At 40.6% G+C, this 15,191-nt stretch carries 12 protein-coding genes; 10 read left to right on the forward strand and 2 right to left on the reverse strand.

The window, feature by feature from the left end; all coding sequences use genetic code 11:
* Positions 1–132 precede the first annotated feature (132 nt).
* Positions 133–1,077 (forward strand): glutathione synthase, encoded by a 945-nt coding sequence (gene gshB, locus AC5YDM_RS06820; protein ID WP_496151364.1) that lies wholly within the window; start codon positions 133–135, stop codon positions 1,075–1,077.
* Positions 1,078–1,117: 40 nt separating this feature from the next.
* Here gshB and AC5YDM_RS06825 read toward each other — a convergent pair whose 3' ends face one another.
* On the reverse strand, positions 1,118–2,314 hold the full coding sequence (locus AC5YDM_RS06825; protein ID WP_496151365.1) for an MFS transporter: 1,197 nt from the start codon (positions 2,312–2,314) through the stop codon (positions 1,118–1,120).
* A 426-nt stretch (positions 2,315–2,740) separates the two neighbouring features.
* On the opposite strand from AC5YDM_RS06825, the gene murG reads away from it, so the two are divergent.
* The 7 genes from murG (at position 2,741) to lpxC (ending at position 10,880) form a co-directional block, all read left to right on the forward strand.
* Positions 2,741–3,838 carry an undecaprenyldiphospho-muramoylpentapeptide beta-N-acetylglucosaminyltransferase gene (gene murG, locus AC5YDM_RS06830; RefSeq protein ID WP_496151366.1) on the forward strand — a complete coding sequence of 366 codons (1,098 nt, stop codon included), beginning with the start codon at positions 2,741–2,743 and terminating at the stop codon, positions 3,836–3,838.
* A 15-nt stretch (positions 3,839–3,853) separates the two neighbouring features.
* The gene (murC, locus tag AC5YDM_RS06835; protein WP_496151367.1) at positions 3,854–5,302 is read left to right on the forward strand and encodes a UDP-N-acetylmuramate--L-alanine ligase; all 1,449 of its coding nucleotides are present in this window, start codon (positions 3,854–3,856) and stop codon (positions 5,300–5,302) included.
* Positions 5,303–5,386: 84 nt separating this feature from the next.
* Complete coding sequence (locus AC5YDM_RS06840; protein ID WP_496151368.1) at positions 5,387–6,316, forward strand: D-alanine--D-alanine ligase; 930 nt, start codon at positions 5,387–5,389, stop codon at positions 6,314–6,316.
* A 3-nt stretch (positions 6,317–6,319) separates the two neighbouring features.
* On the forward strand, positions 6,320–7,174 hold the full coding sequence (locus AC5YDM_RS06845; RefSeq protein WP_496151369.1) for a cell division protein FtsQ/DivIB: 855 nt from the start codon (positions 6,320–6,322) through the stop codon (positions 7,172–7,174).
* Between the two features lie 60 nt (positions 7,175–7,234).
* Positions 7,235–8,500, forward strand: coding sequence for a cell division protein FtsA (ftsA, locus tag AC5YDM_RS06850; RefSeq protein ID WP_496151370.1), 1,266 nt, complete (start codon positions 7,235–7,237; stop codon positions 8,498–8,500).
* A gap of 163 nt (positions 8,501–8,663) precedes the next feature.
* On the forward strand, positions 8,664–9,854 hold the full coding sequence (gene ftsZ, locus AC5YDM_RS06855; protein WP_496151371.1) for a cell division protein FtsZ: 1,191 nt from the start codon (positions 8,664–8,666) through the stop codon (positions 9,852–9,854).
* A 123-nt stretch (positions 9,855–9,977) separates the two neighbouring features.
* A complete protein-coding gene (lpxC, locus tag AC5YDM_RS06860) occupies positions 9,978–10,880 on the forward strand; it encodes a UDP-3-O-acyl-N-acetylglucosamine deacetylase (RefSeq protein ID WP_496151372.1) in 903 nt (300 codons plus the stop codon).
* A gap of 97 nt (positions 10,881–10,977) precedes the next feature.
* Here the strand turns inward: lpxC and AC5YDM_RS06865 are convergent, their stop codons facing one another.
* A complete protein-coding gene (locus AC5YDM_RS06865) occupies positions 10,978–11,418 on the reverse strand; it encodes a DUF721 domain-containing protein (RefSeq protein ID WP_496151373.1) in 441 nt (146 codons plus the stop codon).
* Between the two features lie 107 nt (positions 11,419–11,525).
* Here AC5YDM_RS06865 and AC5YDM_RS06870 point away from each other — a divergent pair, with 107 nt between their 5' ends.
* A complete protein-coding gene (locus AC5YDM_RS06870; protein WP_496151374.1) occupies positions 11,526–12,218 on the forward strand; it encodes a M23 family metallopeptidase in 693 nt (230 codons plus the stop codon).
* A 268-nt stretch (positions 12,219–12,486) separates the two neighbouring features.
* Complete coding sequence (aceE, locus tag AC5YDM_RS06875; protein ID WP_496151375.1) at positions 12,487–15,189, forward strand: pyruvate dehydrogenase (acetyl-transferring), homodimeric type; 2,703 nt, start codon at positions 12,487–12,489, stop codon at positions 15,187–15,189.
* The last annotated feature ends 2 nt before the right edge of the window (positions 15,190–15,191 follow it).

The following is a 15,191-nucleotide window of genomic DNA, read 5'->3' on the forward strand; positions in this document are numbered from 1 at the left end:
TCGCTTGGTATGTTGGTATATTTTGTGATCTCTGTCTATATTTTATCTAGAGAAGCATTACCAAAATTAAGAAAAAGAAAAGTTTAAACTCGGCTATACTTTTCGGCATTGAAATTCAAAGAGCACAGACACATGCGCGTACTTGTTGTGATGGATCCCATCGAAAATGTAAACCTTAAAAAAGACTCAACTATGGCAATGCTTTGGGCAGCGTCACGTCGTGGGCATCAACTCGGTTATGCATTACAGCAAGATTTATATATTGATCAAGGCAAAGCCTTTGGTTTGATTGCACCGCTTCAAGTGTTTGAAGACTACGATCACTATTATGAATTGGGCGAAAAACAAAAAGAATCGATTGCGGATTATGACGTTGTACTCATGCGTAAAGATCCACCTTTCGATATGAACTTTGTCTATACGACGTATATTTTAGAACAAGCTGAACGTGAAGGTGCTTGGATTATTAACAAGCCACAAAGCCTACGTGATTGTAATGAAAAACTATTTGCAACACAGTTCCCTGATCTTCAAGTACCCACTTTGGTGACTTCACAACAAAGTCTGATTCGTGAATTCCTTAAACAACATGGTGATGTCATTGTAAAACCACTTGATGGCATGGGTGGAACAGGAATTTTCCGTCTGACAGCAGATGGCGCAAATATTGGTTCAACGTTGGAAATGTTAACCGAATTGGGTCAACAGCCGATTATGGCACAGCGTTATATTCCTGAAATTGTGGATGGTGATAAACGTATTTTGATGGTGAATGGTGAGCCAGTACCTTACTGCCTTGCACGTATTCCTCAAAATGGTGAAGTCCGTGGTAACTTGGCGGCGGGTGGTTTAGGCGAAGCTCGTCCTTTAACTGAAAATGATAAAGCCATTGCCGCAAAAGTTGGTCCATTCCTAAAAGAAAAAGGTTTGGTATTTGTTGGCTTAGATGTGATTGGTGATTATGTCACTGAAATCAATGTGACCAGCCCAACCTGTATCCGTGAAATTGATGACCAATTTGGAACTTCAATTGCCGATGATTTATTTGATGTTTTAGAGTCAGGCTTAAGCCGATAAGTTGGATTATGATTAAAAAGGGCCTCCAATGAGGCTCTTTTTATTTCGCATAACGTTTAAAAAATATAAACAGGATGGAGAGTGCGATAAAGCACAAAATTGAAGTCACGATACTCATACTTGCCCATGTGTGGGTTGCTGAGACAAAAGCAGCACTTAAAGGCGGGACAAAGAATTGTACGAGAGCTGAACATTGAATGACTAAGCCCATACTGGCTGCGGCAGCACTGGCAAAAGGTGCATAATGCAGCGTCATAGAAAAGATGGTGGTTGGAATGACGCCACCAATCATTGAAAATAATACAGCGTTTAAAAATTGGATTTCGAAAGGTAACCAGCTATTGGTTGTAAAAGTCAAAATACTGGTGACAAACATACCCACAAATCCAATCGTCAGTAACATTTGTGTTGTCCAACCTTTTTGCAACAACATGCCAGCACCAAATGTTCCGCCTAAATTGGCAACCACCACGAGCGATACCAATAAGCCTGTCATTTTTAAGCTCAGACCATTTTCAACATAAAGGCTGGGTAAAAAACTGGTAACAGATGTCCATTGGCTGGCATAGCATGCAAAGACCAAAGCTAAACAAATAATAGGTGGATGTGTTAGCGTTGCACCAATAATTTGACTCAGACTGGATTGGGTGGAAGATATACTCATTGGTGCTGTTGAAGAGGTGGTATCGAGATTTAAAAAGAGTTGAATCAACAGCGCACTAACAAAACATACTAATCCTAAAATGACCCAGATCTGTTGCCAATGGAGAAACTCTAAAATAAATGGGATGGTAAACACAGCGATACTGACACCGAGTCCCATATATGAACTCCATAAACCCATTTTAAAACTGATGGTTTCAGGTTGGCTTATACGTTTTAAAATTGCAGGTGCACAAAGCGAAATGGTTAAAAAACCAATGCCCTCAGTAAATCGAAAGAAATAAAGCATTGCGATATTATCGATCCAAAATCCAGCAATACTACTTGTACCCAAAATGGTTAAGCCACCAATCAAGCAGCGTTTTAAACCTAATTTTTCAGAAAAAGCACCAATAGCAAGAGCAAACAACATGCCTGCACCTTGCACGATAGATATAGAAAGTCCTGCTTGTGTCAGTGTTAATTGAAGTTCTTTTTGTAGGGTGGGAAGAACAACAGAAAGTTTTCCAATGTGGATAGCTGCTAAATAGCCGGCTAAAATAATCCATAAATCCCGTAATGATAATTTTGGCATGAGATTCCGTTTCATGATCCTAATCTAAATTAATTTATTGAAATTTAATAAATTAAAGATAAAAAAATTACCATATGCTGAAAGATCAATATATAGTCTTTAAGCCTGAGCTGATTTAAAAAATATATGAATATTTATGTCATTTAAATCTGTTAAGCCCCTAACAAAATATGATTTTTAATCAACTTGAGTTATAGGTTTAGAGTGATGGTTGAGATTTTAAATAGGCTTAATATTTCACTTAAGTCTAAGAAAAATAACAACCTTAATAATAAATCTAGTTTAAACTTTAAAAATAGTAGAAAAAACCAATCGAATGCCTGTTGAAAAAAAGTAAATAATCTTTCATGGCTATGCAATTGTGATTACAATCGATTGTAGAAAATCGAATTTTATTATCCATATTTAAGAATTGAAGAAAGAACTGTGACCGAACCTCAACGAAGCGCACCAAAGCATGTCATGATGATGGCTGCAGGTACTGGTGGACATGTATTTCCAGCCCTTGCTGTTGCAAAAAAATTACAACAAGAAGGCTGTCAGGTGTCTTGGCTTGCAACGCCAACAGGTATGGAAAACCGTTTATTAAAACAACATGATATTCCAATTTACCAAATCGATATTCAAGGTGTACGCGGTAACGGCTTAGTTCGTAAATTAGCAGCGCCATTTAAAATTATGAAAGCGACATTGAGCGCTATGCTATATATGAAACAGCTGAAAGTTGATGCTGTAGTAGGATTTGGTGGTTATGTAGCAGGTCCTGGTGGGTTGGCAGCTAAAATTTTGGGTATTCCTGTGATTATCCATGAGCAAAATGCGGTTGCAGGATTTACCAATACTCAACTGGCTCGTGTCTCTACGATTGTCTGTCAGGCATTTCCAGATACATTTCCTGCCAATGATAAGATTGTTACGACGGGTAACCCTGTTCGAAAAGAAATTGCTGAAATATTAAATCCTTCTTGGCGTTATCAAGAGCGAGAAAAGGCGGGTGAGCCAATTCGTGTCTTGATCGTTGGGGGATCATTAGGTGCGCAAGCGCTCAATGAACGTATTCCGGAAGCTTTAAAGCAACTGAACATTCCGATGCAAGTGTTTCATCAAAGTGGTCAAAACCATGCTGAAACGACACGTGCTCGTTATGAGAATGCGCTAACTTCTTTAACTGTTGAAGTTCAGCCTTTCATTGAAGATATGGCAAAAGCGTATAGCGATGCCGATTTGATTATCTGTAGAGCTGGGGCTCTAACGGTGACTGAAGTTGCAACAGCCGGTGTTGCTGCAGTATTTGTGCCTTTACCTAGCGCTGTAGATGATCATCAAACTGCAAATGCAAAGTTTTTAGAAAAAATTGGGGCTGCAAAAATTTGTCCGCAGTCCACCATGACGCTCGATACATTGAAAGACGTTTTGACGCCATTAATGAACCGTCAATTACTCATGGAAATGGCAGTAAAAGCACGTCAACATGCCCAGCCTGACGCAACACAGCGTGTGGTTGGTTTAATTCAAGATTTGTAAGTTTTAGAGTAAATTATGTCTCCATCAACACCTGCTGATAAAGCAAAAAACTTGATTAAAATTCCAGAAATGCGCCGTATTAAACATATCCACTTTGTGGGTATCGGTGGTGCGGGAATGTGTGGTATTGCTGAAGTTTTGAAAAACCAAGGCTACAAAGTTTCAGGTTCTGACATCAAGGCTTCTAAAACGACTGCTCAGCTTGAAGAAAACGGTATTAAAGTTTATATCGGTCATGCTGCTGAAAATATTAAAAATGCCAATGTTTTGGTGGTATCAACAGCAATCGATACTGAAAATTTAGAAATTAAAGCAGCCTTTGAAAACCGTATTCCTGTGGTTCGCCGTGCAGAAATGCTGGGTGAATTGATGCGTTATCGTCATGGTATTGCGGTTGCAGGCACACATGGTAAAACCACGACAACAAGTTTAGTGACGTGTATGTTGGCTGAAGAAAACATGGATCCGACTTATGTGATTGGTGGTCTATTGAATCGTTCAGGTGTGAATGCTGCGTTAGGTGCGAGTCGTTATATCGTTGCCGAAGCAGATGAGTCTGATGCATCGTTCTTATATTTAGAGCCGATGGCTGCGATTGTGACCAATATCGATGCAGATCATATGGATACTTATGGCGGTAGCTTCGATACATTGAAAGATACGTTTATCCAATTCTTGCAAAAGCTTCCATTTTATGGCTTGGCAGTGGTGTGTGGTGATGACGCGAACATTCGTGAAATCATGCCGCGTATTGGCCGTCCAGTTTTAACTTATGGTTTTGAAGAAGATAACGATATTCGTGCGATTGATGTGGCTCAAGAAGGTATGCAATCTCACTTTACTGTATTGCGTAAAAACAAAGAGCCTCTGCGTTTAACGATCAATATGCCTGGGTTGCATAATATCTTGAATGCTTTGGCTGCGATTGGCATTGCAACAGATGAAGGTGTATCTGATGCTGCGATTGCGCGTGCTTTAGAAAGCTTTAGCGGTGTCGGTCGTCGTTTCCAAGTCCAAGGTGAATTTGAACTAGGTGAAGGCACAGTTAAATTGGTTGATGATTATGGTCATCACCCTAAAGAAGTTGAGGCAACGATTAAGGCCGCACGTGCGAGTCATCCTGATCGTCGTTTAGTAATGTTGTTCCAACCGCATCGTTATAGTCGTACGCGTGACTGTTTCGATGATTTTGTTGATGTATTGTCGCAGGTAGATCAATTACTTTTACTTGAAGTTTACTCTGCGGGTGAAAAGCCAATCGTGGGCGCAGATAGTCGTGCACTTGCTCGTAGTATCCGCTTACGTGGTGAGGTCGAGCCGATCTTAATTGATCCTGTAGAAGGAAACCTCGAACCTGTGATACAAAAAGTGTTACAAGCGAATGACTTGTTATTAACACAAGGTGCGGGTAACGTGGGAGCAATTTCAATTGAATTGGCTCAAAACCAGCTCTATTTAAAGTAATCTATATTTGAAAAATCACGGTGTGTGATGATCTTGATAGATCAAATTTAATTGACCAATGTTATAAAGTTTAAGGATATAAACGTGTCAAATGCTTCTAAATTCGGCAAAGTTGCTGTGTTGCTCGGTGGTAAATCTGCAGAGCGTGAGGTTTCATTAGATAGTGGTAAAGCTGTACTAGAAGCATTAGTCCGTAGTGGCGTGAACGCTGAAGGGTTTGATCCTAAAGAACGTAGTGTGACTGAACTGGTAAACTATGATCGCGCATTTATTGTATTGCATGGTCGTGGTGGTGAGGACGGTCAGATTCAAGGTGTATTGGAGTGGCTAAATATTCCGTATACAGGCACTGGCGTTCAAGGTTCTGCGATTGGCATGGATAAAGTTAAAACCAAGCAAATTTGGCAGGGTTCTGAGCTTCCAACTGCACCTTATCGTATTGTCAGTCAAGAAACTGATTTGGCTGAAGTGGTTGCAACTTTGGGTCTACCTTTAATCATCAAGCCTGTTCATGAAGGCTCAAGTGTTGGTATGAGCAAGGTTGAAAAAGCTGAAGATTTGGCAAATGCCATTGAAAAAGCAACTCAACATGATGCTGTTGTGATGGCTGAGAAATGGATTACAGGTCGTGAATACACGATTTCATTCTTAAATGGTCAACCTTTGCCTGTGATTCGTCTTCAACCCCCTGCAGATGTAGCATTTTACGATTATGACGCGAAATATATGCGTAATGATGTTGAATATGGCATTCCATGTGGCTTATCTGCTGAGGATGAAAAACAACTCCAAGAGCTTTGCTTACGTGCTTTCCAAGCGGTTGGTGCAAGTGGTTGGGGGCGTATTGATGCGATGCAGGATGAGCAAGGTCAGTTCTGGCTATTAGAGGTGAACACTGTTCCAGGTATGACCAGTCATTCATTGGTGCCAAAAGCTGCGAATGCTGTGGGTTATGATTTCGAGGCGCTTTGCGTAGCGATTTTAGAGCAAACTTTAGCGAAAGAAACACACTAAGATATGGCTCAACTTCCAGCGTCAATGCGCCGTAAACGTGCTGCAATTACATCGATCCATGAGAAACCACCGACTCGCAAAGAAAAGTTAATTCATGCAGGCGGTTGGCTACTTTTGGTTGTGGCATTTTGTGCGCTTTTCGCTGGAATATATGCAGCCTACAAAGTGATTACTGATGCAAAAGTTGCAACTTTAGAAGTGGTTGGTGCAACGTCTGATGTTGAAAAACAGCAAATGACTCAGCATTTAGCACCCGTAATTAAAGATAATTATTTTACATCTGATTTAGAACAGATTCGTGATCGTAGTCTGGATATTTCATGGGTTGATCGCGTGGTGGTTTCACGGGCATGGCCCAATGGGATTCGCGTCCGTGTGATGCCTAGACATCCTATTGCTCGATGGGGAACAGGACGATTATTGAGTGATGAAGGCGAAGTGTTTACGGAAGCTTTCGCAAGAAATCATTCGAGTTTGCCATTGTTACATGGACCTTTGGATCAGTCTAAAGTGATGATGCGTCGTTACAACGAGATTAATCAGTTGTTTCACCCCGCAAATTTAAGATTAAAAGAATTGTATTTAACAGATCGTAGAACGTGGTTTATGCAGTTTGATTCAGGTCTACGTATTATTGTGGATCAAGATCAGACAATGAGTAAGCTACAGCGTCTGAGCCAACTGGTACAAACAGATTTAAAGCCTGTTTGGTCACGTGTTTCAGCGATTGATTTACGATATAGAAATGGTCTGGCTATCCAATGGAAAAATGCAACACCACCGAAAATACTAAATGGTCAGTTTGTTGTAACCATTAATGACATAAACATTGCGGATACAAGTGTTGGACAGCCATAATACGTGGCTTTATAAAGTGGCAATTTAGCCGTACCTAAACAATGAAGAAGATGGTAGTGAATGATGAGTGAAGCTGTTCCCTCAGTTGTTGCGATAGACATTGGGACACATAAAGTTTCAGTTCTTATAGGCAAAGTACATGCCCCTGATAATATTCAGGTCATTGGTATGGCTAGCGCACGCAACAAAGGCATGAATAAAGGCAAAATCGTCAGCCTAGAAAAAGTCATCACTGCAATTAAAAATGCCGTACAAGAAGCAGAAGATATGGCGGAATGCCGTGTGCATTCAGCGTGGGTGTCAATTCCAAGTACAGAATTACAAAGTTTTTATGCATCAGGTCGTACGCCGATTGCAAATCCAGAACGAACTATTACCACTACTGAAGTTGTACGTGCACTAGAGTTAGCAAAAGCAAGTCATATGACTTCAGATCATTATTTGGCAAGTGCTGTACCACTGGGTTTTGAATTGGATGATGCGACTGAATGGGTACACAATCCGATTAATTTGTCTGCCAATAGTATGACGGCGCATTATCAGTTAATGATGTTGCCGATTAGCACCATGCAGAACCTTGATCGTGCAATGAAAGGGGCGAATATTTTTGTTGAAAAAATGGTGGTCTCTTGTCTTGCAACCGCTGAAGGTTCATTATTAAAAGATGAAAAAGAGTATGGCGTATGCTTGCTCGATATTGGTGCGGGAACGACCAATATTGCCGTGTATATCGAAGGACATTTGGTTCTTGCACATACGATTCAGCGTGGCGGTGAAAATGTCACTCGTGATATTGCATCCGTATTGCAAACGACGACAGAAGAAGCTGAACGTTTAAAACTTCTTTATGGTTGTGTGGATATTCATCAAGTTAAACCTGATCATATGATTGAGTTTGAAGCAATTGATGGTCCACAATCCATTAGCCGAATTGAGTTGTCAGAAATCATCATTGCGCGCTATGAAGAAATCTTAGGGATGGTGCGTACTGAGCTTGAAAGTCGTGGTGCATTACAAAGTTTGTATCATGGTGTGGTATTAAGTGGTGATGTCTGTCAAATTGAAGGTATGGTGACTTTATCTAGACGTATACTCGGTGTCTCGGCACATCTAGGTAATCCGCCTTTGCAAGTCTATGCTGAAGATCAGCATTTACCAGCATTACGTAGATCGATGTATGCAACAGCGACTGGCTTATTATTATTTAGTCAAAGCGAATTGCAAGAATCGGTTGAAGAGCCTGAAGAAGTGGGCACACGTCCTTTTTTAGATCGAGTCATGAATGGTTGGAATGCTCTCAATAACAAATTAAAAGGCATTTTTTAAGTTTATTTTTTTAGGGTGTCTTGTTCGCAAGTTGTAAGTGTTGCGTCATCTGCTTGACAATACGTGCGATGCAAAGCATCCTAAAAACAATTTTTATTATTGAAGATCAAGGCAGTATACGGGCTTAAGTGACTGCCATATTAATTTAGGAATATTTAAGGTCATGGCTTCATTTGAATTTTTAGAAGATGAACAAACCGATAACAACGGTCAAGCCCGTTTTACTGTGTTTGGTGTTGGTGGTGGCGGTGGTAATGCTGTACAACACATGGTGCAATCAGACATCCAAGGTGTGAAATTTGTATGTGCAAATACGGACAAGCAAGCGCTAGACCGTATGAATGCACCATTTAAAATTCAATTGGGTCAACAAAGCACACGTGGATTAGGTGCAGGTGCTAATCCAGATGTAGGTCAAATTGCTGCTGAAGAAAGCCGTGAGTTGATTCGTCAACACCTTGAAGGTGCGGATATGGTATTCGTCACCGCAGGTATGGGTGGCGGTACAGGTACGGGTGCAGCACCTGTTGTGGCTGAAATTGCTCAAGAAATGGGTATTTTGACTGTTGGTGTTGTAACAACACCATTTAACTTTGAAGGTCGCCGTCGTCAACGCTCAGCTGAAAAAGGTATTGAGGCGCTTGAAGCACATGTAGATTCTTTGATTATCATTCCAAACCAGCGTCTTTTAAGCGTTTATGGTGATATTTCAATGCAAGATGCGTATCGCAAAGCGGATGATGTATTACTAAGCGCTGTGCGTAGTATTTTTGATTTGGTTGTTCGTCCTGGTCATATTAACCTTGACTTCGCCGATTTGAAAACTGCGATGAGCACACGTGGCTATGCCATGATGGGTGAAGGCAAGAGTAGCGGTACAGACCGTGCTGAAGAAGCTGCTCGTCTTGCGATTCGTAGTCCATTATTGGATAACGTGAATATCATGAATGCTAAAGGTGTGTTGATTAATATCACGGGTGGCGCTGATATTACCCTTCGTGAAACTGAAATCATTACTGATGTCGTGAACCAAATCGTCGATTTAGATGAGGGTGAAGTATTCTTCGGTACAGTATTTGATCAAGACGCGCGTGATGAAATTCGTGTGACTGTGATCGCGACAGGTTTAACGCGAAATGCAAATGAAGCTGAACCAAAACGTCGTCCAAGCGTGAGTTCTAGTTCAAACCATTTTCAACAACAAGCTACTCAAAATGCAGTCGTTGAAGAGGATGATGTTCCTGCAATCAGCAAGCGTCAACACGCTGAAGAGCCAGTTGCTGCACCAACAGCTGCACCACGCTCTGCACCAATGAGCATCCAAGATTATTTGAAAAATCAACAACGTAAATAGTTTATTCTTAAAACGAATCAACTGTATCGAAAAAAGGTAGTGCAAAAGCGCTACCTTTTTGTTTTTTATCAATGGCTAAATGTGCTAACGTATAGCGGAAATTTGGATGAAGATCGAAGCTCTATGTTGAAACAGCGTACCCTGAAGCGAGTCGTGAAAGCGAGTGGTATCGGATTGCATAGTGGTCAAAAAGTTTTAATAAACTTTGTTCCACATGTCGCTGATGGGGGAATTGTTTTTCGTCGTATCGATTTAAATCCGCCTATAGATATTCCTGCCGATGCAATGCTGATTCAAGAAGCATTCATGTGTTCAAATCTTGTGCAGGAAAATGCTAAAGTAGGCACGATTGAGCATGTGATGAGTGCAATAGCGGGTCTAGGAATTGATAACCTGATCATTGAGGTTTCAGCTTCTGAAGTACCGATTATGGATGGCAGCGCGGGGCCATTTATCTACCTTCTCATGCAAGGTGAACTGGTCGAACAAGATTCACCAAAGAAATTTGTAAGAATTATTAAGCCTATTGAGTCATTGATCGATGATAAACGTGCAATATTTCATCCCCATGAAGGCTTCCAGTTAAACTTCACCATTGATTTCGATCATCCTGCATTTGCCAAAGAATACCAGTCAGCGACCATTGATTTTTCGACCGAAACTTTTGTTTATGAAGTGAGTGGTGCGAGAACATTTGGTTTTATGAAAGATCTAGACTATTTGAAATCCAACAACTTAGCTTTAGGTGCAAGTTTGGATAATGCCATTGGTGTAGATGAGACAGGTGTGGTAAATGAAGAGGGTTTGCGTTTCGCGGATGAATTTGTGCGCCATAAAATTTTAGATGCGGTAGGGGATTTATATCTTCTTGGACATCAAATTATTGCTAAATTCGATGGCTATAAGTCTGGACATGCACTCAACAATCAATTGTTACGCAATGTTAAAAGTGATCCAAGCAGCTATGAAATTGTAACATTTGATGACGCAAAATCTTGTCCGATCCAATATGTGAATGTGACATAAGTCGTTGTCTTAGTGGGTCAATGTTATATTGTAACTATAAAAAGTGTTATTGCTGTCACATTAAATATTGAAGTTAATCCTTGGTTTGTCGCGTTGGTTACTTTTTATTGCTTGCCAAACGTACCAAAGCTTGGCTAAGCTTAGGGTCGCTCACAAAGCTAGCAGCGTGATGTAACATTTCTAAAGTTGCTGGTGGAATTTGTTTGGGGATTTTAGTATTTTTAGGTTCTTCTTGAGTTTTTGCTCTTAAACGAACTTGGATTTTCTGTAGATCTTTCAATTCATGAATTTGTGATAATTGAGAAATATACTGTTTTTGAAGATAACCGACTTGACTAATCAGGGCTTGATTTTCACCGGTAATCGTTAGAATGCCGTATTGATAACATACAACCTGCCATGCTTCATTGGGTGGCAACAAAGGTTGAATTAATTTAGTAAGTTTTTGAAATTCAAAAACCTGCTTTGTAAGAAACGACAAGTTTCCTGTTTTTATGTGTTGTCTTGTTTGTTGAAAGACGTTTTTAGGTTCTGACATACATTGTTCCTACATTGTTTTGTTCTAATCTTAGGCGCTCTTCTCAGTGAATATCAAGGACGAGATCACGTAAGAGACTTAAGTAAGAACAGTTTAATGAGGTTTTTATGCATACGCGACGTATTTTATTGGCATTTTCTTTAGCCGCTTCGGCAGCTTCAGTAGCTTTCGCAGATTTGGTTCAATTAGATGTAAATAATGCTTCATCTCCAGATCGTTTAGGAGAGTTAACAAAAACCTTATCTCAAGGTTCTTATAGTCATCCTGATGATCTCGATATTCCAGCAAATACTTCTTTAGAAGTTGAAATCCGCAAGCAAAAGCCAATTGAATTGAATAACGCATCTCTTGCTGGCAAATATGCATCGAATAATTCTAAAAGCTATTCTTCAAGTTCTCCATACTCTTGGTTAGTTACGCATCCTCTACCAGATTTGAAACGTGTAAGCTCTAACTACGGTAATCGTACTATGGGTGGACGCGCTGAACGTCATTCTGGCTTAGATATGTCAGCACCAAGCGGTACACCAATTTATGCGACAGGTCCTGGTATTGTGACTAAGTCGGGTTGGGGTACAGGTTATGGTCAATACGTTGAAATTAACCATGGTAATGGCTATTTAACACGTTATGCACATGCATCACGTTTGGTTGCTCGTGTTGGTGACCGTGTGACAGCAGGTGAGCATATTGCCAATGTAGGTTGTACTGGTCGTTGTACTGGTCCACATTTGCATTATGAAGTTGTAAAAGATGGTCAACGTAAAAATCCATCAACTTATTTAGCAATGTTGCCTTAATGTTTTAATCTAGATTGAGACGGTCACCGTCTTAATCGTAAAATGATTTTATTGAGCATCTAAGAACAAGCTAACATCATTTTAAAATTGATTTTGTATAAAAACCGCCATAATTGGCGGTTTTTTTGTTATCTGTGTAAATTTAGGTCAATGACTATTTCGAAACTAAATAGTAGCCAAATCCGTATTCAGTTGTAACCATAACTGAATACCACTAAAACATGATACATATAAGATCTAAAAGTTAGCAGATTGGAAAGGACGAGACATGGCGTATTATGGCGATACAGATGCACAGGAAACGCAAGAATGGCAGGAAGCGTTTGATTCTGTTTTAAAGCATATGGGAACGGATCGCGCAGCATTTTTGTTGGAAAAATTGTATCAACAAGCGATTGCCAAGCATGTTCCTCTTCAGCGTTTAAACACTCCTTATATCAATACAATTTCAGTTGCCGAACAACCTGCAATGCCAGGCGATGCGGATATGGAACGTCGTATACGTGCATTGATCCGTTGGAATGCACTCGCAATGGTTCTTCGTGCAAACAAAACAGGTGATGATTTAGGTGGTCACTTAGCAAGTTTTGCATCATCAGCAACTTTATATGATGTAGGTTTTAACCATTTCTTCCGCGCAAATAATGATAATTTTGGCGGCGATATGATTTATTACCAAGGTCACTGTGCCCCTGGTATTTATGCACGTTCTTTCCTTGAAGGTCGTTTGACTGAAGAACATTTAAATAACTTCCGTCGTGAAGTAGACGGTGTTGGTTTACCATCTTACCCACATCCATACTTAATGCCTGATTATTGGCAGTTCCCTACAGTATCGATGGGTCTTGGTCCAATCATGTCGATTTACCAAGCACATATCCAAAAATACTTAATGAACCGTGGTTTGATTAAAGAAGAAAACCGTAAGGTATGGGCTTACCTCGGTGATGGTGAAATGGATGAGCCAGAAAGCACAGGTGCAATTTCACTTGCTGGTCGTGAAAAGTTAGACAACCTCATTTGGGTTGTAAACTGTAACTTACAGCGTCTAGATGGCCCTGTACGTGGTAACGGTAAAATCATCCAAGAGCTTGAGTCATTATTCCGTGGTGCAGGCTGGCGTGTGATTAAAGTGGTTTGGGGTCGTCACTGGGATCCACTACTTGCAAAAGATGAATCTGGTGCACTTAAAGCGGTGATGGAAGAAACACTTGATGGCGAATATCAACGTCTACAAGTGAAAGGCGGAGCTTATGCACGTGAAAAATTCTTCGGTAAATACCCGGAAGCGGCTGAGCTGATTAAAGACTTAAGCGATGAAGATATTGATAATCTCAATCGTGGTGGTCATGACCCGTACAAGGTATTTGCAGCATATGCAGAAGCATGTACGGCAAAAGGTCAACCAACTGTAATTCTTGCGAAAACTGTAAAAGGTTATGGCTTATCTGATGAAATTGAAGCGGTAAACAAAACGCATCAAATCAAAAAGATGCAAATCGAATCTTTAAAATATGTACGTGATCGCTTCAACTTGCCATTTAACGATGAACAATTGGAAGAAGTACCTTTCTATCGTCCAAGCGAAAACTCGCCTGAATTGAAATATATGAAAGCACGTCGTGAAGCTTTAGGTGGTTATTTACCTGCACGTCGTAAAGAAAGTGAACAGCTTGCGATTCCTGAGCTTTCTGTATTTGATGCGGTGTTAAAAGGTTCGCAGGGTAAAGAACAATCTACTACGATGGTGATGGTACGTTTAATTGCTGCCTTGTTAAAAGAAAAAGCAATTAAAGACCGTGTTGTGCCAATCGTACCTGATGAAGCCCGTACTTTCGGTTTAGAAGGTATGTTCCGTCAATTGGGTATTTATGCGGCCAATGGTCAGCATTACACACCTGAAGACCAAGAACAATTGATGCATTACCGTGAAGCGAAAGACGGTCATATGCTTCAAGAAGGGATTAATGAAGCAGGTGCGATGAGTGCTTGGGCAGCATTGGCAACAAGTTATTCAACCAATAACTTACCCATGATTCCAATGTACATGTACTACTCTATGTTTGGTTTCCAACGTATTGGTGACATTGCATGGGCTGCAGGCGATGCTCAAGCACAAGGTTTCTTGTTAGGTGCGACTGCAGGTCGCACCACGCTCAATGGTGAAGGTTTACAACACCAAGATGGTCATTCACACATTCTTGCAAACACGATTCCAAACTGTGTGTCTTATGATCCATGTTTTGGTTATGAACTTGCTGTAATTGTGCATGATGGCTTACAACGCATGTACGTGAACCAAGAGCGTATTTTCTATTACTTAACCGTAATGAACGAAAACTACGAGCATCCTGAAATGCCTGAAGGTGTTGAAGAAGGCATTAAACGTGGGATGTACTTACTACAAGAAGATGAGAAAGCAACTGTTCAACTAATGGGTTCAGGTGTGATTCTTCGCGAAGTGATTAAAGCGGCGCAAATTTTACGTGATGAATATCAAATTCATTCAAATGTATACAGTGTGACAAGTTTCAACGAACTGGCACGTGATGGTATGGCATGTGAAGAATATAACCGCTTACATCCATTGGCTGAAGAGACTAAAGAGTCTTGGGTGTCTAAACAGTTGCGTAGTACCAATGGTATTGTGGTTTCTGCAACAGATCATATGCGTGCGTACAGTGAACAAATTCGTGCGTATCTTCCAGACAGCCGTCCATTTGTAGCATTGGGTACAGATGGTTATGGACGCTCAGATTCACGTGCTAAATTACGTAGCTACTTTGGTGTAGATGCAGCGCACATTGTGGTTGCGACATTGAAGAAATTAGCGGATGAAGGCGAAGTAGATGCACGCTTAGTGAAAGATGCGATCTCTACCTTTGAATTAGATACCGATCGTCCGGTCGCTTGGGCTCCTCAAGCAACACCATCTGTACAAGCTGTAGCTGACTACAAAGAGGAGAAATAAGC

This window comes from Acinetobacter sp. CY81 (assembly GCF_059515925.1).

Bases quoted from the DNA above. Each gene is read 5' to 3' on its own strand.
- gshB (WP_496151364.1), top strand. From the start codon at position 133: ATGCGCGTACTTGTTGTGATGGATCCCATCGAAAATGTAAACCTTAAA.
- AC5YDM_RS06825 (WP_496151365.1), bottom strand. From the start codon at position 2,314: ATGCCAAAATTATCATTACGGGATTTATGGATTATTTTAGCCGGCTAT.
- murC (WP_496151367.1), top strand. From the start codon at position 3,854: ATGTCTCCATCAACACCTGCTGATAAAGCAAAAAACTTGATTAAAATT.
- AC5YDM_RS06845 (WP_496151369.1), top strand. From the start codon at position 6,320: ATGGCTCAACTTCCAGCGTCAATGCGCCGTAAACGTGCTGCAATTACA.
- ftsA (WP_496151370.1), top strand. From the start codon at position 7,235: ATGATGAGTGAAGCTGTTCCCTCAGTTGTTGCGATAGACATTGGGACA.
- ftsZ (WP_496151371.1), top strand. From the start codon at position 8,664: ATGGCTTCATTTGAATTTTTAGAAGATGAACAAACCGATAACAACGGT.
- lpxC (WP_496151372.1), top strand. From the start codon at position 9,978: ATGTTGAAACAGCGTACCCTGAAGCGAGTCGTGAAAGCGAGTGGTATC.
- AC5YDM_RS06865 (WP_496151373.1), bottom strand. From the start codon at position 11,418: ATGTCAGAACCTAAAAACGTCTTTCAACAAACAAGACAACACATAAAA.
- AC5YDM_RS06870 (WP_496151374.1), top strand. From the start codon at position 11,526: ATGCATACGCGACGTATTTTATTGGCATTTTCTTTAGCCGCTTCGGCA.
- aceE (WP_496151375.1), top strand. From the start codon at position 12,487: ATGGCGTATTATGGCGATACAGATGCACAGGAAACGCAAGAATGGCAG.